Origin of the sequence: Actinoplanes hulinensis (genome assembly GCF_019429605.1) — a bacterium.
GTDB lineage: Bacteria > Actinomycetota > Actinomycetes > Mycobacteriales > Micromonosporaceae > Actinoplanes > Actinoplanes campanulatus.
Window position 1 is genome coordinate 1 of sequence record NZ_JAHXZI010000008.1, and the last position, 25153, is coordinate 25153.

Genomic DNA, 25153 nt, shown 5'->3' on the forward strand with positions numbered 1-25153 from the left:
GGCGCGGGCGCGGAGGCGGGCGCGGGCGCGGAGGCGGGCGCGGGCGCGGAGGCGGGCGCGGGCGCGGCAGTGGCAGTGGCAGTGGCAGTGGCAGTGGACTGGCCGCATCGGAGTTGGGCGCGGCGCAAACGTTGGGCGTTGCGCTGGCGTAGGCCCCATTCGCGGTGACGTTCATGGTCGCGGCGGAATTGATCGGCGACTGGCGAATGATTACGCCGTTTGCTCGGAACGCGCATCGCTGCGATCACCTTCGGGGGGAATAGCTGCTGCTGCCGCATACCTATATTTTCCTACGTCCGGAAGAAGAACTGTAAGCCCGACCAAGAAGTCGATCATGCCAATTCCGGATCGAAGGAAATATGAAGAACAGACGTCATCGACGACGCAACGACAGACATGCAACAGCGCAGGGATAATTGTTCATCGAGTTCCGTCAGCTCACCGCGCATCGCGTAGCCCAGCGCAATCACGCAGGAACGATGACGCACTCAGCGCGCGGGTCAGGGCGGCGGGCTGATTCGTAGCGGTCCAACGACCAACGAAACGCGCCCAGACCCAGTGCGGTCAAGCCCAGCACAGTCAAGCCCAGCGCGGCCAGGCGGCGGAGCATCGCCGAATAGTGGTGGCCGCCGGGCAGCAGCGAGGCGGCCGGCAACGGCGGCGGCACCCGATGATCGCCGACCAACGATGACCGCCAAGCAACAACAGCGGGCGGCCGGCAACGGCGGCAACCCCTCGATCGGGGCAGCGGCTGGCCACCGACGAAGGCAGCCGACCCGCGAAGACAGCCGACCCAGGAACGGCCGACCCAGGAACGGCCGACCCGCGAAGATGGCGGAGCCGCGAAGATGGCGGAGCCGCGAAGATGGCCGAATTGCGTACGACCAACCCGTGAAGGCAGAGACCAGTCGCTTAAAAGGTCTACTTGGCGGCCCGAGGAGCCATCAGGGCGGGCATTGGCAATTAACGCAGCGTAGAACCTACTAAACCGGCCGACTTGGGTGAAGGCGGAGGGATATCATCAGGAACCGCGCGCTTTACGCCGTACCGGGAAAAGGGGTCTAAAGCTCGAACAGATCCCGCATCGCCTCGGCCAGGCGGGCCATGCTGGCGCCGGTCACCATGCCGATTCGTTCGGCGCCGGTGGCGGCCGGCAGGCGGCGCATGCGGTTGACGACGACCACGCCGGTGATCGGGTCCTGTTCGGTGAGGGCGACCGCGTACGGCGGTAGTTCGGTGACGCCCCGCTGCCGGACGATCGGCGCGCAGAAGGCCCACTCGTTGCCGCGCTCGTTGTGGCTGTCGCCGGAGAGGACGAGGACGCGGTAGCGCAGATCGGCGCGGTCACCGATGGTCCAGATCTCTCCGCGCCTCATGCCCGCGACAGCCCAAATGTCGGCGGGGTCCGGATCGGCATGGCAGGAAGCGTACCGCCGCACCGATCTCCCCCGCGTTCGCCCCGCCCACGCATCGGAAACAATCGTTCAGGCCGCCCGCCGGGTGGCTTTGTGCAGGTACATGGCCTGGTCGGCGCGCCGGATCAGGTCGTCGGCGCAGGTTCGGGCGTCGGAGTGGACGGCGCCGATGCTGGCGCTGACCCGGATCGGCTCTCCGGCAACGACGATCGGCTCGGTCAGGGCCGCCCGGACCAGGGTGGTGAGCCGTTCGGCGTCCTCGCCGAGCAGGACGAACTCGTCGCCGCCGTAGCGGGCCGCGAACACGCCGAGGCCGCCGAGGCGGGCGCCGACCTCGGTCAGCAGCCGGTCTCCGGCCAGGTGGCCGAGCCGGTCGTTGACCTGTTTGAAGCCGTTGAGGTCGCAGAACAGCAGCACCACCGACGGGTGACCGGCCTCCTGTTCGCGGCGCAGCGCGGCGTTCAGGCGGTTCCACAGTTCGGCCCGGTTCGGCAGGCCGGTGAGCAGGTCGTGGGTGGCCTGGTGGAGCAGCCGCCGTTCGGCCTGCTCGCGTTGCAGGCTGATCCGGGCGACCCGGACGCCGACCAGCGCGATGATCAGCAGGTTGCCGACGGTGAGCAGGGCGGCGTCGCCGTGCAGGCCGAGGATCTCGCGGATGCCGGAGACGGTGGGGATGACCGCGATCGCACCGCCGAGGACGATGACCCGGCCGACGAAGAGGCGGGCGGGCGGCACCGGGCAGGGGTTGGCCAGGTCGGCCGCGCGGGGATGGATGGCGGCGAGACCGACCAGCGCGTAGGCGACCACGAAGATCGTCTCGCGGAGGACGGTGGACTGGGCGGTGACGGTACCGGTGGCGAGGATTCCGCCGACCGCGCCGGCCAGGTTGCCCAGGACGGACAGGATGAACAGGGCCAGCGGGGTGGAGAACCGCTCGCTGGTGCGCAGCACCCGGATCAGGGTGCCGAGGATGCCGGAGATCATCAGAACCGTGGCCAGGAGGTTGGCCTGCTTGGCCAGCGGGACGCCGGCCCGTTCCAGGCTGGGTTCCAGCACGATGGTCCAGGTGAGGGCGGCGACGACGACGGCCAGCACGCCGGCGTCGAGCAGGCCGCCGATGTCGGCTCGGCCTCGGCGCAGCACCAGGGCGACGGCGGCGGCCAGCATGTGCAGGTTACTGACCAGGACGATCAGGTCCCCGACGGCGGCGTTCCGGCCGCTCAGCAGAATGACGTTGTCGACCACCAGCCAGCAGAGGGCGAACGCCATCAGCACGAACGGGCGCCGGTCGCCGGCCGGCACCCGGCCGACGAGGCGGATGACCGGGATCGCGGCGAGCACCGAGATCGCCAGCAGGATCAGGTCGCGGCCACCCTCGGACACCACCGGCATCGCGGCCGTCAGTGCGGTCGCGGCGCTGATGTAGGCCACCATTCCGAGGTTCCGGGTCACGTCAGATGCGATCGGTAGGCGCTGCGGGCACTTGAGGTAACCGCACCGGTGTTCACCACGTGGACGGGATCGAACCGCCGGGCTTCCGAACCCGTAAGAATGACCGCGGGGCCCGTAATGGGCGGGTAATGAGGAAGGACGTAGCACGATGTCGCAGAAGGCGCAGATCGGAGTCACCGGCCTGGCGGTGATGGGCCGGAACCTGGCCCGTAACTTCGCCCGGCACGGACACACCGTGGCGTTGCACAACCGGTCCTACGGCCGTACCAAGGAGCTTGTCGAGGAGTTCGGTCACGAGGGCAGCTTCCTGCCGGCCGAGACCGCCGAGCAGTTCGTGGCGAGCCTGGAGCGCCCGCGCCGTGTGGTCATCATGGTCAAGGCCGGCCCGGCCACCGACGCCGTGATCGACGAGTTCGCCCCGCTGCTGGAAGAGGGCGACATGCTGATCGACGCGGGCAACGCGCACTACGCGGACACCCGTCGCCGCGAGGCCGCGCTGAAGGCGAAGGGGCTGCACTTCGTGGGCGCCGGCGTCTCCGGTGGCGAGGAGGGCGCGCTGCACGGCCCGAGCATCATGCCGGGCGGCCCGAAGGAGTCGTACGACGCTCTCGGCCCGCTGCTGGAGGACATCTCCGCGAAGGTGGACGGGGAGCCGTGCTGCGTGCACGTCGGCCCGGACGGCGCCGGCCACTTCGTGAAGATGGTGCACAACGGCATCGAGTACGCCGACATGCAGCTGATCGCGGAGGCGTACGACCTGCTGCGCCAGGTGGGCGGCCACTCCCCCGCCGAGATCGCCGGCATCTTCACGAGCTGGAACGAGGGCCGGCTGGGCTCCTACCTGATCGAGATCACCGCCGAGGTGCTCAAGCAGGTGGACGCCGCCACCGGTAAGCCGTTCGTGGACGTCGTGCTGGACCGCGCCGAGCAGAAGGGCACCGGCCGCTGGACCGTGCAGGCCGCCCTGGACCTGGGCGTCCCGGTGTCCGGTATCGCCGAGTCGGTGTTCGCCCGCGCCATCTCCGGTGGCGTGCAGGAGCGTGAGGCGGCGGTGAGCGCGGGTCTGCCGGGCCCGTCGGCGTCGGCCGGTTCGCACGCCGGTGACCTGGTGGCGGACGTCGAGCAGGCGCTGTTCGCCTCCAAGATCGTGGCGTACGCGCAGGGCTTCCAGCAGATCCAGGCCGCCAGCAAGGAGTACGGCTGGGACATCGACCCGGGCGCCATGGCGAAGATCTGGCGGGCCGGCTGCATCATCCGCGCCAAGTTCCTGGACTTCATCAAGCAGGCGTACGACAAGAATCCGGCGCTGCCGACCCTGCTCGTGGACCAGTACTTCCAGGACGCGGTGGCCGGCGCCCAGGACGCGTGGCGCCGGGTCGCGGTGACCGCCGCCCAGCAGGGCATCCCGGCGCCCGGCTTCTCCTCGGCGCTGGCCTACTACGACAGCCTGCGCGCCGAGCGCCTGCCGGCCGCCCTGATCCAGGGCCAGCGGGACTTCTTCGGCGCCCACACCTACCACCGGGTGGACAAGCCGGGCTCGTTCCACACGCTGTGGGCCGCGGAGGGCCGCCCCGAGGTCGACGCCTGATCCCATTGTGCGAGCCCGGCCGATGCGGATCGGCCGGGCTCGATTATCCTCACTGGACATGACTGTGCCCCCCGGCATCGACGTGACCGTGCCGAACGCCGCCCGCATGTACGACTACTACCTGGGCGGCAAGGACAATTTCGCCGTCGACCGCGCGGCCGCCGACGCGGTCCTGTCAGTGGCGCCGGAGATGCGCGACGCGGCCCGCTCCGGCCGTGAGCTGATCAAGCGCGTGGTGCGGCACATGATCGTCGAGCGCGGGATCCGCCAGATCATCGACATCGGGTCGGGCCTGCCCACCAGGGAGAATGTGCACCAGATCGCCCAGGAGATCGACCCGTCGGTGCGGGTGGTCTACGTCGACCGCGACGAGGTGGTCTGCCGCCACGGTCAGGCCCTGCTCAGCTCGGCGAACACCACGATGGTCCAGGGCGACCTGCGCGATCCGGCGGCGATCCTGTCCGACCCGGGCCTGCGGAAGCTGATCGACCTCGACGAGCCGGCCGGCGTCCTGATGATGTTCCTGCTGCACCTGATCCCGGACGGCGAAGACCCGCACGTCCCGGTCGCCGCGATCCGGGACGCTCTGGCCCCGGGCAGCGTGCTGGCGGTCTCGCACGCCGCCTCGGACGCCCGGCCCGAACACATGGCCAAGATCTCGGCGATCTACCAACGGGCGAACTCGCCGTTCACGCCCCGGGACCCGGAGACGATCCGGGCGTTCTTCGGGGACTGGCCGCTGGAGGAACCGGGTCTGGTGCACCTGTGGCCGTTCGCCGAGCTGCCGGCCGGGGTGGATCCGGATCTGGCGGCGATGGGCTATGCCGCGGTCGCGGTCAAGCGCCGCTGAGCCTTCATCTCGTACATGGCGGCGTCGGCCCGCGCGATCAGGGCCTCCCGGTCGACGACGGCGCCGGCTCGCGCGGCGGCCGTTCCGATCGAGACCCCGACGCGTACGGGCGTGCCGGCCACCTCGATCGGCGCCCGCAGTGACTCGATGATCCGGTCGGCGACCGTCGTGCCGCCGCCCGGGTACTCGCCGCGCAGCAGGATCAGGAACTCGTCGCCGCCGATCCGGCCGACCAGGTCCTGCTCGCGCACCGCGGCGGTGAGCCGCCGGGCGACCTCCTGGAGCACGATGTCGCCGGCCTGATGGCCCATCCGGTCGTTGACCGGTTTGAACCCGTCGAGGTCGCAGAGCAGCAGGGTGACCTCGGCGAGCGAGCCGTCGCCGAGAGCGGAGATCTCCTCGTCGATCCGGTCGACGATGTGCCGCCGGTTGTAGAGGCCGGTGAGCCCGTCGTGGTGGGCTTGGTAGGCGAGGGTGCGCGCGGCCCGGGACCGTTGTGCGGAGAGCAGCCGCAACCGCAGCACCACCACCGGCACCACCAGCATCGTGGCGACCGGCAGTACCACGCTGGCCGGCCTGTCACCCTGCGCGGCCTGGACGGCGGCGATCATCGGGTTGGCGCAGAGGGCGGCGCCGAGCCAGCCGAGCGGCGGGTGTCCCACGGTGGCCGGGCCGGGCGCAGGCTGGGTGATGTGCGGGCCGGTCGGCAGCGCCGGACCGGCGGCCACGCACAGGTACGCCAGCATCATCAGCTGGGCGGTCCAGACGTGGCTGCCGTGCACAGTGAGCACCGCGACGAGTTCGGCGGCCATGGTGAGGATCCCGGCGGCCATCAGGAAGGCGACCGGGCCCCGGGCCTTCGGGGCGGTGACACCGATCCGGATCAGGCAGCCGACCACCGCGGAGAGCAGCAGCAGGTCGGAGAGCAGCAGCGTCTTGCCGAGCAGGGTGGCGTCCGGGACGACGTTCGGGCGGATCAGCCATTCCCAGAGCGGCCCGGCGGCGCAGAGGCCGATCAGTGCGGCGTCGATGAGGCCACCGGGGTCCTTGCGGCCGTGCCGGCGCAGCCCGATGCCCGTGCCGATCAGGAAGAGCAGGTGCGCGGAGGCGATCGAAAGGTCGGCGGCGGCGCCTTCGGCCCGGCCGAGGTGGTGGCCGGAGATCCAGTCCGGCCAGCGCAGCGTGGCGACGGTCAGCAGGGCCATGCCGGTCGTGGCGATCAGCCACGGCAGGCGGTCGGTCAGGTGCCGGGCCGAGAGGGCGAGCAGGTAGACGACGACCGGGACGGTGGTGACCAGCGCGAAGACGACGGTCCGAGGGCCGGGGCCGGTCAGCGCGTAGGACGTGACCGCGGCCGCCGACAGCCCCAGTACGCCGGCGTACACGGGCCAGGCGGGCGCCGTGGCACGCGGCCATCCCATGGGGGTTCCTCTCCTCGGCCCGGCTGTTGTCCGACATTTGATCGACCGCGCCCCGCCCGGCCTGAGGGAAACGGGTCAGGCGGGCGCCGCGGCCGGTTCGGTGGCCGGTGCGTCCTCGGCGACGCGGCGGCTCAGTGCCCGGTAGGGGCGGCTGGCCAGGGCCAGTGTCGTGGCGACCACGCCGATCAGGCCGGTGAGGATGAAGACCAGGGCCATGCCGCGGTCGGCGCCGGTGCCGAACCAGGAGCCGATGGCGTCCGCGCCGGCGCCGCCGTCGCTCATGAACGGGATGAACACGAACTGGGTGACGGGGGAGATCAGGAAGGCGGTCAGCGGGGACGCCGCCTGTTCGGCGCTCTGGGCGAGGCCGAAGACCCGGCCCTGCCGCTCGTAGGGGACGACCCGCTGGAGGATGGTCTGCTCGGTGGCCTCCGCATACGGCATGAGCAGCATGTACACGTACATGCCGACGGCCATCGGGATGATCGACGCCCAGATCGGGAAGACCACGATGATCGCCCACAGGACCACGTTGAGCAGCAGCAGGAGCCGGACCGGGCGAGACCCCAGACCGGTACGCGACACGAGCAGCCCACCGAGGATGAAGCCGGTGCTGATCACGCCCCACAGCAGGCCCCACGTCTGCACCGACACGAGCGACAGCCCGTACGCGTCGGCGAGGGCCATGAACACGCCGCCCAGGAAGTTGTTGAACGTGCTGAACAGGATGAGCGCGGTCAGGCCCGGCACCCCGGCGATGATCCGGATCGTGCCGCGCAGGTCGACGCCGGGCCGGGCGGCCTCGCTGTGCTCCGGCTCCCGTTCCGGGATGCGTACGAACGTGAGGTGGACCAGGGACAGCGCGAGCACCGCCAGGGCCAGGACCAGCACCGAGAACATGCCGTCGAAGGCCACCAGCACGCCGCTGATCACCGAGGTGACCAGGAAGCTGGTGCCGGAGACGGTGCCGACCAGGCCGTTGGCGCGGTCCCGCTTGTCGGCGTCGATCAGCAGCGTGACCAGGGTGGGCAGCGCGATGGTGCGGATGTTGCCGGCGATCACGCCGAACATCAGCAGCAGCACGAACGCCCAGAGCCGCGCGTCGGCCGGATCCGTCCACGCCTGTTCGGGCACGGACAGGTGGACGGCGAAGGCGGCGCCGTAGAACACGAGGGAGGCCAGGGCCGAGCCCTGGAGCGCGGTCTTCTTGCGGTGACCGTCGACCAGGCTGCCGAACCAGATTCCGGTGAGCGCGGTCAGCACCAGGAAGATGCCGGAGATGACGCCGGTCGCGAAGACCGACCTCGTCTCGAGGTACACCCAGAAGGTGACGGCGAACCAGACGGTGAAGTTGATGACCGACACCAGCAGCGTGTTGAAGAGCAGCTGGTAGAAGGTCCGGACGTGCCCCGTGACGACGGTCATGGACTGCACGGTATTACCTGGACCCCGATTGAGGTCCAGCCGATTTCGCCGTTCAGGCGCGGACCGGGTCGGCGGCCATCAGCGCGGCGTAGTCGTCGGCGGGCACCGGCCGGGACATGAAGAAGCCCTGCCCGTACCGGTAGCCCATGTCCCGCAGCCGGTTCAGCTGCTCCTGGTTCTCGATGCCCTCGGCGACCGCCTTGAGCTGGAGGTGCTCGGCGAGCTGGGCGACCGCGGCGGCGACCGCGAGCCGGCCCCGGTCGGCGCCCTCGGCGATGCCGTCGACGAACGACTTGTCCAGTTTCAGGACGTCGACCGGGAAGGCGCGCAGCAGGCTGAGCGACGACTGGCCGGTGCCGAAGTCGTCGAGAGCCAGGGGTACGCCCATCTCGTGCAGTGCCCGGAGGGTCTCCCGCACCTGCCAGCCGTCGACCACCGACGACTCGGTGACCTCGATGATCAGGTTGCGCGGGCTGAGACCGGTCTCGCTGAGCACGGCCGCGACCTCGTCGACGAAGCCGACCTCGCGCAGCTGGCGGACCGCCACGTTGACGTTGACGGACTCGACCGTGCGGTCCCCGTAGGTGGCGCGCCAGCGGGCCAGCTGTGAGCACGCCTCCCGCAGCACCCAGGCGCCGAGCGGCACGATGAGGCCGGTCCGTTCGGCGACCGGGATGAAGTCGGCGGGCGAGACGAAGCCGCGTTCCGGGTGCTGCCAGCGCACCAGCGCCTCGGCGCCGTGCAGGCGGCCGGTGACCAGGTCGTAGATGGGCTGGTAGAGCAGCCGGAGCTCGCCACGGGCGATGCCGTTGCGCAGTTCACCGGCGAGCATGGCGTGGTTGACCATGTCCTGCCGCATCCGCGGCTCGAACCGGGCCCAGGACGCCTTGCCGGCCTCCTTGGCGGCGTACATCGCGATGTCGGCGTTGCGCAGCACCTCGTCGGCGGTGGCGCCGGTCTCGGCGATCGCGATGCCGGCGCTGGCGTGCACCAGCAGGTGCTGCTCGCCGACGGTGAACGGGTCGGCGAGGGCCTGGAGGGCGCGCCCGGCGGCGGCCTCGGCGGCGGCCGGGTCGTCGGTGGGCAGCAGTACGGCGAACTCGTCACCGCCGAGCCGGACCGGCATCTCGCCGTCCGTGCACTGGGCGCGCAGCCGCTGCGCCACCTGGAACAGCAGCTGGTCACCGGCGGCCGGGCCGAGCGTGTCGTTGATCATCTTGAAGTCGTCGACGTCGATCAGCAGCGCGGCGGCCGGATGGTCGTCCTCGATGCGTTCGGCGAGCGCCACCGTGAACCGGGCCCGGTTGGGCAGGCCGGTCAGGTTGTCGCTGAGCGCGAGGCGCTCCAGCTCGTCCTGCTGACGGCGGATGCCGCGCAGCGCGAGGGTGTTCTCCCGCAGGCTGAGCAGCTGACGGGCGACGACACAGCCGGCGATCAGGAGCGCGCCGATGATCACGGTGCGCTGCCGGCCGCTCATGTCCTGGGCGCTGACGCTGATCACCAGGCCGGCCGTGGCGGCGACCGCGACGAACGGGAGCAGGTTGAACAGCGACCGGTTCGAGGCCGGCACGGGCTGCCCGGCCGGCCGGTCGAGGGCCCGCCGCTGGAGGTAGGCGCTGACGGCGAGGGCCGCGCCGACGATCGGCAGGACCAGCACCGACAACGCCATCCGGGACCGGTCGTCCCCGGCGATCATCAGGATGGTGGTGACCACGCAGGCGACCGGGGCGGCGGTGAGGACCCGCAGCGCGGTGCCGTCGACGGCGGTGTCCGGGGCGGCGGCGGCCTTGCCGACGATCACCAGCAGCAGCACCCCGCCGACGCCGACGACCGCGGCCACCAGCCGGGCGGCCGGCGAGGTGCCCGCGGGGGCCAGGTCGAACACGACGTACCAGAAGATGAGGGCGCTCGCGACGGCCACCGTCAAACCGTCGAGCACGGCGCGCAGCAGGGCGGCCGGGTTCTTCTGGCGGCCGGGCAGGGCCAGGAAGGTGAACATCAGGAGACCGAGGCCGGCCAGCGTCGGGACGGCGACGTGCAGGGACATGCCGGTGTCGTTGTTGGCCCGGAGCATGGCGACCAGCGCGGCGACCAGCAGGAAGACACCGACCAGCGTCATCCGCCGCCAGAACCGGTGTACCGGCCGCGGCAGCCGGTCCCGGGCGATCCGCAGGCAGGCGTACGCGCCGGCGGCCATCGCGATCGGGCCGCCGACGTAGCCGAGAAACAGCTCGTCGTCGTCGCGGACGAGCAACCACGCGACGACGACGAGAATGGCCCCGGCGGAGACCAGCACGGGCGCCAGCCCGCCGGACCGTGGCCGGGGGACGCCGCCGGCGTTCTCGGGTTCGCTCATCGGAGGTCTCGGCTCCTGCCCGGTAGGCATCTCCTTGCGGTCTACCAGTCGGCGCGGAAGCCCCGGATCTGAGTGGAATTCAGCCGGCCAGTGCGGCCGACACCACAGCGCGGGCCTCCTCCTGGACGCGGGCCAGGTGGTCGGGACCCTGGAAGGACTCGGCGTAGATCTTGTAGACGTCCTCGGTGCCGGACGGCCGGGCCGCGAACCAGCCGGACTCGGTGACCACCTTGAGGCCGCCGATCGCCGCGCCGTTGGCCGGCGCGTCGGTCAGCACCGCGGTGATCGGCTCGCCGGCCAGCGTGGACGCGGTGACCTGCGACGGCGACAGCTTCGCGAGGATCGCCTTCTCGTCGCGGGTGGCGGGGGCGTCGATCCGGGCGTAGGCCGGCTCGCCGAACCGCGCGGTCAGCTCCCGGTAGCGCTCGCTCGGCGTCTGACCGGTCACCGCGAGGATCTCGGAGGCCAGCAGGTCCAGGATGAGGCCGTCCTTGTCGGTGCTCCACGGTCCGCCGTCACGGCGCAGGAACGACGCGCCGGCGCTCTCCTCGCCGCCGAAGCCGATCGACCCGTCGAGCAGGCCGGGCACGAACCACTTGAAGCCCACCGGCACCTCGTCGAGGCGGCGGCCCAGGTCGGCGGCGACCCGGTCGATCATCGACGAGGACACCAGGGTCTTGCCGATGCCGGCCCCGGACGGCCAGCCGTCCCGCGACGAGTAGAGGTAGGCGATGGCCACCGCGAGGTAGTGGTTGGGGTTCATCAGGCCGCCGTCGGGGGTGACGATGCCGTGCCGGTCGGCGTCGGCGTCGTTGCCGGTGGCGATCTGGAAGCGGTCCCGCTGAGCGATCAGCGAGGCCATCGCGTACGGCGACGAGCAGTCCATCCGGATCCTGCCGTCCCAGTCCAGCGTCATGAAGCCGAACCGCGGGTCGACCACCGGGTTCACCACGGTCAGGTCGAGCCGGTGCCGCTCGGCGATGGCGCCCCAGTAGGCCACGCTGGCCCCACCGAGCGGATCCGCCCCGATCCGCACCCCCGCGTTCCGGATCGCGTCGATGTCGATCACCGACGGGAGGTCGTCCACGTACGTGCCGAGGTAGTCGTACCCCTGAACGCTCTCCGAGGCCCGTGCCGCGGCCGCGGTGACCCGCCGCACGTCCTTGAGCCCCGCCGCGATCAGGGCGTTGGCCCGGTCCTGGATCCACCTGGTGGCGTCGGTGCCGGCCGGGCCACCGTCCGGCGGGTTGTACTTGAACCCGCCGTCGTCCGGCGGGTTGTGCGACGGCGTCACCACGACCCCGTCCGCCCTGGCCCGCGCCGACCGGTTGTGGGTGAGGATGGCGTGCGACAGCGCGGGCGTCGGCGTGTAGCCGTCGCGGCTGTCGATCAGGACCGTCACCTCGTTGGCCGCGAACACCTCCAGCGCGGTGATCATCGCGGGCTCGCTCAGCGCGTGCGTGTCGCGGCCCAGGAACAGCGGGCCGGTGGTGCCCTGCTCGCGCCGGTACTCCACGATCGCCTGGCTGGTCGCCGCGATGTGGTCCTCGGTGAACGCGGTCCGCAGGCTGGACCCACGGTGCCCGGACGTCCCGAAGGCGACACCCTGCCCCGGCTGTGCGGGATCCGGGTGCTCGGTGTAGTAACGCGAGATGACCTTGGGAACGTCGATCAGGTCGGCCGGCTCGGCCGGCTTTCCGGCACGGGGATGGTGGGACATGACGGCGGCTCCCTCGAGAACGGTTCTGGGCGCTGCCACGGATCGTATCGACACGCCCTGCTTGAACCTTTCCCCACGCCGATCCGAACTACCTCATGTGACCCGGGTCTTACTGTTCCTGCTCGTCCTGCTGACCGGCACCCTCGCGCTGCCGGCGTCGCCGGCCGCCGCGCACGCCGCGCCGGTCGGGGCGTCTCCCGCGCCGGGCAGCCTGAACAACGCGGCGCCCACCGAGGTCACCGTCACCTTCAGCGAGCCGGTCACCCCGGTCGAGGGCCGGGTTCAGGTGATCGCCCCGGACGGCGAGCGGATCTCCGGCAAGGTCACCGTCGAGGGCTCGGTGGTGCGGATCCCGATCCGTAAGGCGGAACACCCGCTCGGCACGTACCTGATCAGCTTCCGGGTCATCTCCGCGGACAGCCACCCGGTCGGCGGCGCGATCACCTTCTCGGTCGGCGCGCCTTCGGCACGGCCCGAGGCGCCGGTGGAGTCGGCCGGGGCGCATCCGTCGGTCACCGCCGCGATTCCGATCTTCAAAACCATGGGGTACGGAGGGATCACGCTGATCGCCGGGCCCGCGCTGTTCCTGGCGTTCCTGTGGCCGCGGACCCGGTCCCGGCGCGGGGCCCTGCTGACGATCCGGATCGGCCTGGGGCTCACCGCGCTGGCCACCGCGGGCGCGCTCGGCACCCAGGCACAGCAGAGTTCCGGGGCCGCGCTCTGGCAGGTCACCGCCACCGAACTGGGTGAGGTGGCGACCAGCCGGTTCGGGTTGCTGCTGCTGGCACGGCTCGCGATCGTGGGCGCTCTCGCCGTACTCCTGCCTCCTCTCCTCCGGAAACCACGACGGACCGTGACCGCGCCGCGGACCGCGCCCCAGCCGGTCCTGGTCGGCGCAGGAGCGCCCGCACCCGAACCGGCGCCCGCGCCGAGGCCGCAGCCGCGGGTCACGTCACGGAAGGCGCGGGCGTACGCCGTGCTCGGGTTGTCCGTGGCCGGTCTCGCGACGTGGCCGCTGACCGGGCACGCCATCGCCGCACCGCTGCCGGCGGTGACCGTGGGCGCCGGAGTGGTGCACATGGCCGCCATGGCGGTCTGGATCGGCGGGCTGGTCACACTGACCGTCTTCCTGCTGCGCCGGACCGAGCGGCGGGTGCTCGGCGTGATCCTGCCGGTGTGGTCGCGGTGGGCCGCACTCTCGGTGTTGTGGCTGGTCCTCGCGGGGGCCGCGCAGTCGGTCATCCAGGTGGGCCGGGTGAGCGCGCTGTGGGAGACCGACTACGGCCGGCTGCTGAGCGCCAAAATCGGCATCCTGGCCGTGGTGCTGGCGGTCGCGGCCGGCGCCCGCCGCCTGGTGCTGCGCGGCTCGGGCGGGACCGGGCTGCGGCGGCTGGTCGGCGTCGAGGTGGTGGCGACCGTGCTGATCCTGGGACTGAGCTCGGTGCTGGTGCAGGTGGACACCGGGCGGATCGCGGCCGCCAAGGACAGGCAGATCACCGGCGCCGGCAAGTCCGAGACGCTGACCAGCGACCTGTACGCGGTCCAGTTCAACATCTACCCGGTGGAGCTGGGCGAGTACAACACGGTGCACGCATACCTCTACGCGCCGGACGGCTCGCCGATGCGGGCCGAGGAGTGGCAGGTCACGGCCCGGCTGCTGGATCCGGCCCTGGAGGCGGTGCCGCAGCCGTTCGCCCCGCTGCCGGACGGGAACCAGGCTCTCGGGTCGATGTCGTTCCCGCTGCCCGGCACCTACGAGATCACCTTCACCATCCGGGTCAGCGACATCGACCGGGCCAGCGTGAAAACGACCGTGACCGTCGAGAGGTGACGGGCGGGACGGTTCTGGGCATCAGGCGTGGGTGGACGTCTCCCTGAGCGAATCGACCGTCGCCGTCGTCGTCACGGTGCACGGCACCCTGGACATGGACGGCGCCCCGCTCCTGGCCGCCCGGCTGGACGAGGCGCTCGACCGCCCCGAGCCGCGGGTCGTGGTCGACGTCGCGGGCGTCGGCTTCTGTGACTCGATCGGGCTCAGCACCTTCGTACTGGGCCACAGCCGGGCCCGCGCCTGCGGCGGCTGGCTGCGGCTGGCCGGGCCGAGCGAGTTCCTGGAACGGCTGCTCGACACGGTCGGGCTGACCCGGCTGATCGGCGTGTACCCGTCGGTCGCGGACGCCGTCGCCGACCGGCCCGGCTAATGTTCGGCCCGTGCTGATGCTGCTCCCGCCCTCCGAAGGCAAGACCCCGGCCACGGCCGGTGTGCCGGTCGACCCGTCGTCGCTGTGGCTGCCGTCGCTGACCGCCGCCCGGACCCGGGTGCTGAAGAAGCTGGTGGCGCTCTGTGCGCGCGGCAGCGAGCGGTCGATCGCGGACAGTCTGGCGGTGCTGGGGCTCAGCGTGGGGCAGCGGGACGAGATCGCCCGGAACGCCGCTCTTCTCCAGTCACCCGCGGGCCCGGCGTCCGAGATCTACACCGGTGTCCTGTACGAGGCCCTGAATCCGGGTGATCTCTCCGCCGAGGCGCGGACCTGGATCGAGGACTCCGCGGTCGTCTTCTCCGGCCTCTGGGGCGCGGTCCGCCTCGGCGACCGGATCCCGGCCTACCGCTGTTCGGTCGGTGTGACCCTGCCCGCCGTCGGCGGGCTCACCGCGTACTGGAAGAAGGCTCTGCGCCCGGCCCTGGACCAGGCGGCCGCCGGAACGCCGGTGCTGGACCTGCGCTCCGGCGCGTACGCCGCGATGTGGGCCCCGGCGGAGAACGCCGCGGTCGTCAAGGTGCTGCACGAACGGATCGTCGACGGTGTGGCCAGGCGGTCCGTGGTGTCCCACTTCAACAAGGCCACCAAGGGCCGCCTGGTCCGCGCGCTGGCCACCGACGCGGCCGCCCCGGACTCGGTGGACGAGCTGGTCACCGCACTGCGCGACCTGAAGTTCACGGTCGAGGAGCGTCCCGGCCCGGCCGGGCGGGCCCGTCAGCTCGAGGTGATCGTCACCGAGCTGTAGCTCACTCGGTGCTTGGCTCACTCGGTGCTTGGCTCACTCGGCGCTTCTCAGCTCACTCGGCGGACACGATGTCCACGACGAACCGCAGGTCGCCCTGCTCCGGGCCGTAGGCGAGGGCAGCCGGCACGTCCAGCTGGATCCGGCTGCCCACCTTCTGCCCGGGGACGGCCTGGTCCCAGCCCGGGATCAGCTGGCCGACGCCGATCTGGGCGGAGAACGGCTCGGAAACGCCGTTCTTCCACGACGAGTCGATCTGCTCGCCGGTGAGGTAGTTGATCACCTTGTAGTTGACCGTGATGGTCTGACCGGCCTTGACCTTCTCACCGGTCCCCGGCACCAGCTCCTTGACGGTCAGCGCGGTCACCGCACCGGTGCCGGGCTGCACGTCGGGCTCCTGGGAGAGAGCGGCCGAACCGCCGGCCGCCGCGGTGGAGGCCGCGGCCGAAGGCTCGGCCGAGGGCGGCACGGGCGCGGCCGGCTGGGTCGTCGCCGTGGGCTGCGACGCGACCGGCGCCTCGCTGCTGCCGTCACGGACCACGAAGAACACCCCTACCAGCACCGCGACGACGAGCGCGCCGCACAGCACACCGGCGATGGCCTGGCTTCGGCGCTTGTTGTCACTCATTCGCAAAACCCCTAGGTGTCGGAGACTCCGGACACGCTACTCAACGATGTGACAGAGACAACGCGGAACCTCCCCCGAATCGCCGATGGGGATGATCAACCGTAAGGTCCCCTCCCGCCTCCCCCTCTTCACCCCGGCCGCACGGGATGAGATCGTTTAGCGCCCCTGTCCCGACGCCGCACTGGAGGATCCTTGCCTCTGCTCGATCCCGGAGCGCGGCGGGAGTACCTCGAACCGGCCGCGGTGATCCTGGCCGGCGTCCTCGCCGTCGTGGTGTTCGGGCTGTTCATGCACGCCCGCGCGAACAGCGGCGGGCAGTCCGGTGAACCGGATCCGATCGCCGTGCCCACCACGACCGCCGACCAGATCCCGATCCCGCTGCCCAGCGCGAGCCTGCCGCCGTCGGTGGTGCCGGTCGACGCGATCTCGATCGAGCGGGTGCCGGTCGCCGGAATTGTCGACCTGGCCGCCGAAGGCACGATCGACTGGGTGCACTGGGGCGAACAGGGCCGGTTCTCGCTGGAACGCGACGCCGGCGGGGAGTTCGCCATCCTGGAGGGCACGCCCACCGCGCCCCGGGTCCGGCACACCTCCAGCCCGCAGCGGTTCACCTGGCGCGGCGGCGAGCCGATGGCCAAGACCTCCGGCGTGACCAGCGGAATCAACACCTGCGGCGCCGGCAACGGCTTCACCGTCACGGCGCCGGCCGGGACCGGCCGCAACGTCCTGACCGTGTACGTCGGGGCGATCCGCGCCCGCGGCGACATCCGTATCAAACTGTCCACCGGCGGCGAGCCGGTCACCGACATCCTCGAGAATCGAGAGCCGACGATGACGACCGCTGCCTATGTCATCTCCTATCAAGCCTCCGGAACTGGCAAGATCTCGGTCGAGTGGATCACCGGCGCAACCTTCGACGACAAGTGCGGCGGAGTGTCCCTGCAGGCCGCAACACTGAGCTGACCTGCGGAAACTCTCTACATTCGAAAGGGGAACCCTGTGTTCGCGGGCTGGGGATCGCGGGTCGCCCGCCTCCGTTGGCCGGTGCTGATCGTCGCGCTCGTCGCGGTGCTCGGCGCGGGTGTGTGGGGCTTCGGCGTGTTCGGTCAGCTCACCGAGGGCGGGTACAACGACCCGAGCAGTGAGTCGGCCCGCGCCGCCGAGGTGGTCGCCGCCGCCACGAAGGGCCAGAGCGGCGACGTCATCGCCATCTACACGCCGGACCAGGGCACGATCGACGACCCCACGCTCGGCAAACGGATCAAGGACCGGCTCGCCGCGCTGCCGAAGTCGGCCGTCACCACCCAGACGTCGTACTGGGACCAGAAGGCGCCGGCCTTCGCCGCCGAGGACAAGTCCAGCGGCGTCGCGGTGGTCAGCCTGGTCGGCTCCGACGACGCCGCGAAGATGGAGTCGTACGCCGAGATCGAGGACTCGTTCGCGGTGCCCGGGGCGCACGTGCAGCTCGGCGGCGGCATCCCGCTCGCGCACGCCTCGTCCGAGCGCTCGACCGAGGACCTGGCCTTCGCCGAGATGGTGTCGCTGCCCATCGTCCTCATCCTGCTGCTGGTCATCTTCGGCTCGCTGGTCGCCGCCTCGCTGCCGGTGCTGGTCGGCGGCTGCGCGGTCCTCGGCTCGCTGGGCGTGCTGCACCTGGTCGCGCTCAACCACGAGGTCAACTCGTTCGCCGTCAACGTGGCCAGCCTCCTCGGTCTCGGCATGGCGATCGACTACGGGCTGTTCATGGTCGGCCGGTTCCGTGAGGAGCAGGCCGACCACCCCACCGCCGAGGCCGTCCGCCGGACCGTGGCCACCGCCGGCCGTACCGTGGTGTTCTCCGCCACCCTGCTGATGACCGCCCTCGCCGGGCTGCTGCTGTTCCCGCAGGGCTTCCTCAAGAGCCTCGCGTACGGCGGGCTCGCCGCCGTCTTCCTCGCCATGCTGCTGTCGCTCACCCTGCTGCCGGCGCTGCTCGCCGTCCTCGGGCCGCGCGTCGACTGGCTCCCGGTGCGCCTTCCGTTCGCGGCCCGCACCGGCACCGGCGGCTGGCAACGGCTCGCCCAATGGGTGCTGCGCCGGCCGGTGCTCGTCGCCGTACCCATCCTGATCGCCCTTCTGGTCCTGGCGTGGCCGATCACGGACGCCCGCTTCGGCGAGAACGACGAGCGTCAGCTGCCCGCCGGGGACCCGTCCCGGGTCGCGGTGGAGACGCTCAAGGCCGACTATCCGCAGTTCAGCGCGGACGGCGTACAGGTCGTCGTCCGATCCGCGAACGGTGCGAAACCGGACGTCGAGGCCTTCACCGACGCGGCCGGAAAGGTCGCCGGCGTCACCGAGGTGACCGCGACCGGCGGCAACGGCGAGGACGTCGTGGTGCTCACCGCCGACCTCGACAGCACCGACTCGTTCAGCACCGAGGCCCGGCAGGCCGTCGAGGACCTGCGCGCCCTCCCCGCACCGGCCGGCGCCGAGACACTCGTCGGCGGCGTCACGGCCCGCAACGTCGACAGCCTCGCCGCCATCGCGGACGAGCTGCCCGTCATGATCGCCCTGCTGGTCGGCGCGACGCTCGTGCTGATGTTCCTGGCCTTCGGCTCGATCCTGCTGCCGATCAAGGCGGTCGTGATGAGCGCGCTCAGCCTCACCGCCACGTTCGGCGTCCTCGTGTTGATCTTCCAGGAGGGGCACGGGGCGTCCCTGCTCGACGTCACACCGACCTCGCTGGAAGCCGGCATCGTCGTACTGATGGCCGCCGTCGTGTTCGGCCTCTCCACCGACTACGAGGTGTTCCTGCTCTCCCGGATGGTCGAGGCCCGGCTGCGCGGCGCCACCACCGACGAGGCGGTCACCATCGGCCTCACCCGTACCGGCCGGGTGATCAGCGCGGCCGCCCTGCTGCTCATCGTCGTCACCGGCGCGTTCTCACTGTCGTCGGTCAGCACCATGCGCTTCATCGGCGTCGGCATGATCATCGCCCTGGTGCTGGACGCCACCGTCGTCCGGGTGCTGCTCGTGCCGTCCGTGCTCGCCCTGCTCGGCGACGCCTCGTGGTGGGCGCCGGGACCGCTGCGGCGTCTCCAGGAACGGGCCGGGCTCGCCGAATACGCGGGCGAGGAGGAACCTACCGGGCGTCATGCCTACCGGCCGCCGGCCCTCGACGGCACCGTGGTCAGCCGGGCGCTGCCAGCCGCGCCCGCGCAGGCGGCGCTGCCCGCTGCCGCCTCGCCCGAGGGCATGGTCCTCGACTACGAGGCGTTCCTCGAATACATCTCCGAGAAGGAGAACGGGACCGCGCCCTTCGACTTCCCGCTGCCGGGCTCGACGACCGTCGCCCTTTCCACCATCACCGGTACGCCCGGCGAATCGTCCCCGAACGCGGAACCGTCCGCCCCGCCCGCCGACGGTCCGGCGGGCGGCACTCCGCCGTCCGACGGCGCCGCGGTCGACGACGTGTCTCCGCCCGACGGCGCTGTGGCCGACGACGCCCCTCCGTCCGACGGCGCTGTAATCGGTGACGCCGTTTCGTCCGACGGCACTGTGGTCGATGACGCCGTTTCACCCGATGATGCCTTTTTGTCCGCTGCCGCCTCGGTCGACGACGCCCACTCGTTCGACGGCGCCGCGGTCGGCGGGGGCCCTTCCTCCGGCGACCCCGTGGTCGAGGGCGCCCACTCGCTCGGCGGCCCCACGGTCGACGATGCCCTTTCGCCCGACGACGCCGCGGTCGACGCCCTCTCGTCCGCCGGCCCCGCGGCCGAGGGCGCCTTCTCGTTCGACGGCCCCGCGGTCAACGACGCCCTCTCATCCGATGACCCCGCGGTCGACGACGCACCTTCGCCCGGCGACGCCTTCTCGTCCGCTTCGCCCGGCGACGCCTTCCCGTCCGCTTCGCCCGGCGACATTTTCTCGTCCGCCGATGCCCTCTCGTCCGCCGACGCCTCGGTAGACGACGCCCTCTTGCTCGGCGACCCCGTGGCCGATGGCGCCCTTTCGGCCAGCGACGCCTTCTTGTCCGCCGACGCCTCGGTCGACGACGCCCACTCGTTCGACGGCGCCCACTCGTTCGACGGCGCCGCGGTCGTCGGTGGCCCGGCCGAGCCGGCGGAGGGCTCGATCGCCGATGGTGGCGCCGCGGCATCGACCGGGGATGACCTGCACGGGGTCGAGGATCTCCCGGTCCTCAGCGGCGGCGGCGAGTCGCCCGAGCTGACCGAGGAGCCGATCACCTTCGCGGCCGTCGAGGACGCCCTCACTCCGACCGACCCGCTGTCCGCGGACCTCTCCCGCATCGCGTCCGGCGAACTGGAACCCGCCGAGCTGGCACCCTCCCTCGACGACGGCGCCGCTCTCGAGCCGGTCGACTCCGACGCCATCTGGGCCGAGGTCGAGGCAACCCTGGCCGCCGGAGCGGAGGCCGCGAACGTCGAGGTCCCCGTCCTGGAACCGACCTTCGACGAGTTCGGGGTCTCGGCCACGCACCTGCCCACCCAGCCCACCCAGCCCAACGAGCCGGACGAGGCCGACGAGCCCAACGAGCCGGACGAGGCCGACGAGGCCGACGAGGCCGACATCTCGGCGACCCAGGTCATTCAGCTGCCGACCTCGATGGAGGAATCCACCGAGGAGACGGTCTCGGCCGAGTCGGACATTCAGGACGAGACACCGGTGTTCGGCGAGGCGGCGACCGAGCCGACGACCGAAACGTTCGCCCAGACCCCGGACGTCGCTCCCCTCCAGAGCGCGACGGCACCCGTCACCGCCACCGAGGCCCCGGCACTGGACCCGTTCTCGTGGCGTGCCGATCCGAGGCTGGCCAACCTCGCCGCGCCGGGTTCCGAGTCCTTCTCCTGGCTGGTCCGCCCCACCGAACCGAGCGGTGCCCCCACCGGCCACACCACGCCCACGACACCCGGCGACATCGCCGTCCAGGCCTCGGCTACGGCCGAAGCCGCCGCGGCTTCCGGGGTGGTGGAGACCAGCGGTGCCGCCGAGTTCGGTGCCGCTTCGGGTAGTTCGGGCATGGATGGCTACGGGTCCACGTCCCGGCCGGATGCCACGCTTCCTCACCCACTCGCTGACAGGACCGGGCAGCGACGACCGCAGACTCTCGACGACTGGCTGGCCACCTCTCGCCCGCAGTCTCTCGGCGACCTGCCCACGACCGGTGCACGCCGCCCGGAAGCCCTCGACGAGTGGCTGACCACCACGTCGAGCGGAACTCCGGACACCGAGGTCACCACCCCGCCCCCCGCCGGCGGCCCGGACACGGCCTCGACGAGCCCTTCCTCCGAAGACCCCAGTTGGAACGCCGAAGACCCCAGTTGGAACGCCGGAGACCCCAGCCGGGCTGCCGGAGACCTTGGCTGGGATGCCGGAGAGCCCGGTCAGAACCCCGACGACGAGCCCGGCCGGGATACCAAGGCCGGTCTCTCGACTGAACCCGCGCAAGCCGCCAACGCCACCGCCCCGGCTACAGACCGGGATAGCACCGAATATTCACGTGAAACGGACGACACCGCGTCGAGGCCCCGGGATCTCCCCGATGCTGTGGGGGCGGGAGTCGTGCGGCCCGAAGCCACCGACGCGAACCGGGAAGCTGAGGAAGGCGCCGTTCCCACGAACGCCGAGCCCCCCGCGGCGGAGACCGAACGGGCGACGTCCGAAGACCGCCTCGCGGAGCCCACAGCGGCCGACGTTGCTGGTCAGCAGACGCCCGAACCCGTGACGGAGAGCCCGCAGGCGGACCACGAGCCGCTGACCGTCGCGGATCCGATCACCGAACCCGAGCCGACGACGGAACAGGTCACTGAACCCGAATCGGCGGCGGAACCGACAGACGAACCCCGGTCTGCGACGGAACCGATCGCCGAGGAGATCGACGAGGCAGAGGCGGTCCGCCACAGCGACGGGTCCGACGTCGCAGCAGGCGTGGTCAGCGACGAGGCGATTCCTGCACAGGCTGAACCCGCCGTCGCGGAGGGGACCGAAACGACCATCACCCCGGAGCAGCCCACCGCTACCGTGCCGCACGCCGACGAACAGTTCGATGAGCCGACCGCGCTGGTCGAGGAGTACACGGACGTCGAACCCGCCCGGCCGAGCGTGACAACCGCGGAAACGACAGCCGATGGAGGCGCGGTGACGGATGAGGCGGCCGCGACTTTCGCTGATCAGGATGCAGTGCTCGACGATCTCCCGGCCGCGGAGGCCGGGGACGCCGAGGTGACCGACGAACCGGCAGCGGAACCGGTGACCCTCGAACCCGTCACGGCGAACGGCAGCGCAGCGATCATCGCCGAGCCGGCCGGCGAGACCCCCGCAGCCGTCACAGAAACGGTCAGCGAGACTCCCGCGGTCATCACGGAGCCGGTCAGCCCGGTAATCCCCAGGCAGGGTCGCCGGCCGCGGACGCTCGACGACCTGCCGGCCGCTGTGTGGAGTGAGGACGGTCAGCCGGTGGGACGCCGGCCGGAGACGCTCGACGACCGGCTTCGCGGGGCCGGGCGCCCGGCCACGCTGGCGGATCACCTCTCCGACAACGGCGGGGTCGGACGCCGTCCGGCGAACGCGGGCCCGGCCTGGGTCGCCGGTTCGGGCGAGCATCCGTACGATCGGCAGACCCGCCGTCCGGCTTCGCTGGCCGACCACCCGGGCCCGGCGCGGCCCGCTCGGGAGGCTGTCGCCGAGGAGCCGGAGCCTGGTTCCGCATCGAGTCCGTCCTGACCCACGGGCAGTTCCCGGCCGGCAAACGGCCTGATCTTGCCGAGCTGGTCGTGAGAGGTGTCTCAACGCCGTTGATACACCTCTGAGGGCCAGCCGGACAAATCAACCACGGCGCGAAACGAACGGCGGGTGTCTGCCGCGGGCGGTGAACGCCGTACCACTGACCGAAGAGTGCTCGCATGGATGCCACCGTCGGCCGATAGGAGCGCCGGTAAGTACAGTGCGTGCGGGTAGGAACCAGAGGGGGACGTAGGAATGACCGGAGACCCGGGCGCCGTCAGTGTGGATCCGGACCGGCTCGCGGTGTGTCTCGCGGTCCTGGCCGAGGTGGAGGCGTTGTCGCCGGACCACCCGGACGCGGTGACCGTGCGGCGGGCGACCGCCGGACTGTTCAAGACGGTGAAGTTGCAGCGGCGGCGCGATCGCCGGCAGGCGGTGCTGGCCAGCGACCGGGCGGTGACGGAGGCGACGGCCACCGGGGCGCCGGGGCGGATCGACGACGAGACGGCGGGCATTCCGCTGCGCAGCACGGTGCGCGGCGCCACGGCGGGTGTGCTGAAGCAGGCGCGCGGCTGTTACGTCTGCAAGCAGCGGTTCACCGTGGTGGACGCGTTCTATCACCAGCTCTGCCCGCAGTGCGCGGAGACGAACCACGCGAAGCGGGACGCCCGTGCCGACCTGACCGGGCGGACGGCGCTGCTCACCGGCGGGCGGGCCAAGATCGGCATGTACATCGCGCTGCGCCTGCTGCGCGACGGCGCGGATCTGACGATCACGACGCGGTTCCCGCATGACGCGGTCCGCCGTTTCACGGCGATGCCGGACAGCGCGGACTGGCTGCACCGGCTTCGGGTGGTGGGCATCGATCTGCGGGACCCGGCCCAGGTGGTGGGTCTGGCCGAGTCGGTGGCGTCACGCGGGCCGCTGGACATTCTGATCAACAACGCGGCCCAGACGGTACGGCGTACGGCCGGCTCCTATGCGGCGATCGCCGCCGCCGAGGCCGAGGCACTGCCCGGCGGGAGCCTGCCGGAGCTGGAGTATTTCGGCACAGCGGGCGCGTCCCCGGCGGCCGCTCTGACCTCCGGCGTGACCGAGTTGACGCCTCAGCAGATCACCGAGATGGCGCTGACGGCCCGCTCGGTGGCGATCGACGCGGGCGGCCTGGTGCCGGACACCACGCCGACGAACAGCTGGAGCGACCGGGTGCACGAGGTCGACCCGCTGGAGTTGCTGGAGGTGCAGCTCTGCAACGTGACGGCGCCGTTCATCCTGGTGAGCAGGCTGCGCCCGGCGATGACGGCGTCGAAGTTCCCGAGGCGGTACGTGGTGAACGTCTCCGCCATGGAGGGGATCTTCGCCCGCGGCTACAAGGGCGCCGGGCATCCGCACACCAACATGGCGAAGGCCGCGCTGAACATGCTGACCCGGACCAGCGCGGACGACCTGTTCGCCGACGGGATTCTGATGACCAGCGTCGACACCGGCTGGATCACCGACGAGCGCCCGCATCCGACGAAGATGCGGCTGCACGAGGAGGGCTTCCACGCCCCGCTCGACCTGGTCGACGGCGCGGCCCGGGTGTACGACCCCATCATCCGCGGTGAGCGTGGCGAGGACGTGTACGGCTGCTTCTTGAAGGACTACGCGCCGGTCGCCTGGTGAGGGTACGCCGAACGGGCCGCACCTCGAGATGGTGCGGCCCGTTCGCGTGATCACTTGATCTTGTGCTGGTCCTTGAGGTTCAGTGCACCCAGCGGGCTCATGTGCTTGTCGTGTGCCTTGTGTGCCTTGTATGCCTTGTCTTGCTTGTCGTACTTGTTCGACTTGTAGACCTTGTCAGACTTAACCGACTTGTCGATCTTGCCAGCCTTGTACCACGGGCCGACCCTGTCGACATCCACGTCCACGTCCACGTCGTACCCGTACCCGACGCCGTTGCCATAGCCGAGGCCGTTGCCGTACCTGAACCCGTTCAGGCCGGCGCCCCAGCCGAGCCCGTTCACACCGTGGCCGTACCTGAACCCGACGCGGTTACGGAACGGGTTGTCGTAGCCGCCGACCCCGATGTTGTAAGTGTTCCCGTACAGGTAGTTCGGGCGGTACGGCCAGTTGCCTTGCCATCCGTTCCAGCGGTTCCAGGACCAGTAGTCCCTCTGGACCTGGAGGACCCAGATCCGGCCCCAACGGACATCCCACGCCGGTACGCAGTCGAAGTTCCCCCACGCGCCGGCCCGGGAGACCCAGGCACCTGCGTTGCGGCACGCCCACGGGTTGTTGTAGACACCGACGACATAATCGTCGTCCCAGCCCACGTTCCAGTCCACGCCCCAGCCGCTCGTCACGGTCTTGGAGCTGGGCGACTGGTCGGCGCCGGGCGCCGCCTGGGCGGGCGCGATTCCGAGCATCGCACCGGCCGCCAGGGTCATGCCCGCTAGAGCCAACATCCGCTTTGCGTTTTTCATTGTCACACCTTTTCAGGACAAATCGCCATGACGTCCGTAGCTCATCATGGGGCCCCGAGAGGAATCTGGCGTTTACCGGAATGTCGGCCGTTTGGCCGACCCGGAGA

17 protein-coding genes are annotated in these 25153 nt (G+C 71.1%); 8 read left to right on the forward strand and 9 right to left on the reverse strand.

The features are described from left to right. Nucleotides 1–332 precede the first annotated feature (332 nt). The 3 genes from KZ829_RS16055 to KZ829_RS16065 all read right to left on the reverse strand — a co-directional run bounded on the left by KZ829_RS16055 (nucleotide 333) and on the right by KZ829_RS16065 (nucleotide 2867). Nucleotides 333–470 carry a hypothetical protein gene (locus KZ829_RS16055; protein ID WP_220144723.1) on the reverse strand — a complete coding sequence of 46 codons (138 nt, stop codon included), beginning with the start codon at nucleotides 468–470 and terminating at the stop codon, nucleotides 333–335. 591 nt (nucleotides 471–1061) lie between these two features. Further along, on the reverse strand, nucleotides 1062–1376 hold the full coding sequence (locus KZ829_RS16060; RefSeq protein ID WP_220144724.1) for a type II toxin-antitoxin system PemK/MazF family toxin: 315 nt from the start codon (nucleotides 1374–1376) through the stop codon (nucleotides 1062–1064). Nucleotides 1377–1484: 108 nt separating this feature from the next. Further along, nucleotides 1485–2867, reverse strand: a complete 1383-nt coding sequence (locus tag KZ829_RS16065) for a GGDEF domain-containing protein (protein ID WP_220144725.1) — start codon at nucleotides 2865–2867, stop codon at nucleotides 1485–1487. Between the two features lie 148 nt (nucleotides 2868–3015). Between KZ829_RS16065 and gnd the strand changes: the two genes are divergently transcribed. Beyond that, on the forward strand, nucleotides 3016–4455 hold the full coding sequence (gene gnd, locus KZ829_RS16070; RefSeq protein WP_220144726.1) for an NADP-dependent phosphogluconate dehydrogenase: 1440 nt from the start codon (nucleotides 3016–3018) through the stop codon (nucleotides 4453–4455). Between the two features lie 58 nt (nucleotides 4456–4513). Continuing rightward, nucleotides 4514–5305, forward strand: coding sequence for an SAM-dependent methyltransferase (locus KZ829_RS16075; protein WP_220144727.1), 792 nt, complete (start codon nucleotides 4514–4516; stop codon nucleotides 5303–5305). On the opposite strand, the gene KZ829_RS16080 is transcribed toward KZ829_RS16075, so the two are convergent. The 4 genes from KZ829_RS16080 to pgm form a co-directional block, all read right to left on the reverse strand. Beyond that, nucleotides 5275–6726: a GGDEF domain-containing protein gene (locus KZ829_RS16080; protein ID WP_220144728.1), complete on the reverse strand. Its 1452-nt coding sequence runs from the start codon at nucleotides 6724–6726 to the stop codon at nucleotides 5275–5277. The two genes, KZ829_RS16075 and KZ829_RS16080, sit on opposite strands and share 31 nt — an antisense overlap. A gap of 75 nt (nucleotides 6727–6801) precedes the next feature. Next, entirely contained in the window at nucleotides 6802–8151 is a 1350-nt protein-coding gene (locus KZ829_RS16085; protein ID WP_220144729.1) for an MFS transporter, read from the reverse strand. A gap of 52 nt (nucleotides 8152–8203) precedes the next feature. Beyond that, entirely contained in the window at nucleotides 8204–10507 is a 2304-nt protein-coding gene (locus tag KZ829_RS16090) for a putative bifunctional diguanylate cyclase/phosphodiesterase (protein ID WP_220144730.1), read from the reverse strand. 79 nt (nucleotides 10508–10586) lie between these two features. Then, a complete protein-coding gene (gene pgm, locus KZ829_RS16095) occupies nucleotides 10587–12227 on the reverse strand; it encodes a phosphoglucomutase (alpha-D-glucose-1,6-bisphosphate-dependent) (protein ID WP_220144731.1) in 1641 nt (546 codons plus the stop codon). 97 nt (nucleotides 12228–12324) lie between these two features. Here pgm and KZ829_RS16100 point away from each other — a divergent pair, with 97 nt between their 5' ends. The 3 genes from KZ829_RS16100 to yaaA are packed head-to-tail and all read left to right on the forward strand — an operon-like array spanning nucleotide 12325 to nucleotide 15233. Then, on the forward strand, nucleotides 12325–14058 hold the full coding sequence (locus KZ829_RS16100) for a copper resistance CopC/CopD family protein (RefSeq protein WP_220144732.1): 1734 nt from the start codon (nucleotides 12325–12327) through the stop codon (nucleotides 14056–14058). Nucleotides 14059–14089: 31 nt separating this feature from the next. Then, nucleotides 14090–14428, forward strand: coding sequence for an STAS domain-containing protein (locus KZ829_RS16105; RefSeq protein ID WP_308285511.1), 339 nt, complete (start codon nucleotides 14090–14092; stop codon nucleotides 14426–14428). Between the two features lie 10 nt (nucleotides 14429–14438). Further along, nucleotides 14439–15233, forward strand: coding sequence for a peroxide stress protein YaaA (gene yaaA / locus KZ829_RS16110; RefSeq protein ID WP_220144733.1), 795 nt, complete (start codon nucleotides 14439–14441; stop codon nucleotides 15231–15233). A 52-nt stretch (nucleotides 15234–15285) separates the two neighbouring features. On the opposite strand, the gene KZ829_RS16115 is transcribed toward yaaA, so the two are convergent. After that, a complete protein-coding gene (locus KZ829_RS16115) occupies nucleotides 15286–15858 on the reverse strand; it encodes an FKBP-type peptidyl-prolyl cis-trans isomerase (protein ID WP_220144734.1) in 573 nt (190 codons plus the stop codon). A gap of 192 nt (nucleotides 15859–16050) precedes the next feature. Here KZ829_RS16115 and KZ829_RS16120 point away from each other — a divergent pair, with 192 nt between their 5' ends. The 3 genes from KZ829_RS16120 (at nucleotide 16051) to KZ829_RS16130 (ending at nucleotide 24246) form a co-directional block, all read left to right on the forward strand. Then, the gene (locus tag KZ829_RS16120; protein ID WP_220144735.1) at nucleotides 16051–16821 is read left to right on the forward strand and encodes a hypothetical protein; all 771 of its coding nucleotides are present in this window, start codon (nucleotides 16051–16053) and stop codon (nucleotides 16819–16821) included. 81 nt (nucleotides 16822–16902) lie between these two features. Beyond that, on the forward strand, nucleotides 16903–22581 hold the full coding sequence (locus tag KZ829_RS16125; RefSeq protein ID WP_308285512.1) for an MMPL family transporter: 5679 nt from the start codon (nucleotides 16903–16905) through the stop codon (nucleotides 22579–22581). 255 nt (nucleotides 22582–22836) lie between these two features. Then, a complete protein-coding gene (locus tag KZ829_RS16130) occupies nucleotides 22837–24246 on the forward strand; it encodes an SDR family NAD(P)-dependent oxidoreductase (RefSeq protein WP_220144737.1) in 1410 nt (469 codons plus the stop codon). Between the two features lie 50 nt (nucleotides 24247–24296). On the opposite strand, the gene KZ829_RS16135 is transcribed toward KZ829_RS16130, so the two are convergent. Beyond that, nucleotides 24297–25046, reverse strand: a complete 750-nt coding sequence (locus tag KZ829_RS16135) for an invasion associated locus B family protein (protein WP_220144738.1) — start codon at nucleotides 25044–25046, stop codon at nucleotides 24297–24299. Nucleotides 25047–25153 lie beyond the last annotated feature (107 nt).

What these genes read in the sequence shown, in the direction of transcription:
- KZ829_RS16060 (WP_220144724.1), bottom strand. Translation starts at nt 1,376, where the DNA reads ATGAGGCGCGGAGAGATCTGGACCATCGGTGACCGCGCCGATCTGCGC.
- gnd (WP_220144726.1), top strand. Translation starts at nt 3,016, where the DNA reads ATGTCGCAGAAGGCGCAGATCGGAGTCACCGGCCTGGCGGTGATGGGC.
- KZ829_RS16075 (WP_220144727.1), top strand. Translation starts at nt 4,514, where the DNA reads ATGACTGTGCCCCCCGGCATCGACGTGACCGTGCCGAACGCCGCCCGC.
- KZ829_RS16080 (WP_220144728.1), bottom strand. Translation starts at nt 6,726, where the DNA reads ATGGGATGGCCGCGTGCCACGGCGCCCGCCTGGCCCGTGTACGCCGGC.
- KZ829_RS16085 (WP_220144729.1), bottom strand. Translation starts at nt 8,151, where the DNA reads ATGACCGTCGTCACGGGGCACGTCCGGACCTTCTACCAGCTGCTCTTC.
- KZ829_RS16090 (WP_220144730.1), bottom strand. Translation starts at nt 10,507, where the DNA reads ATGAGCGAACCCGAGAACGCCGGCGGCGTCCCCCGGCCACGGTCCGGC.
- pgm (WP_220144731.1), bottom strand. Translation starts at nt 12,227, where the DNA reads ATGTCCCACCATCCCCGTGCCGGAAAGCCGGCCGAGCCGGCCGACCTG.
- KZ829_RS16115 (WP_220144734.1), bottom strand. Translation starts at nt 15,858, where the DNA reads ATGAGTGACAACAAGCGCCGAAGCCAGGCCATCGCCGGTGTGCTGTGC.
- KZ829_RS16130 (WP_220144737.1), top strand. Translation starts at nt 22,837, where the DNA reads ATGACCGGAGACCCGGGCGCCGTCAGTGTGGATCCGGACCGGCTCGCG.
- KZ829_RS16135 (WP_220144738.1), bottom strand. Translation starts at nt 25,046, where the DNA reads ATGAAAAACGCAAAGCGGATGTTGGCTCTAGCGGGCATGACCCTGGCG.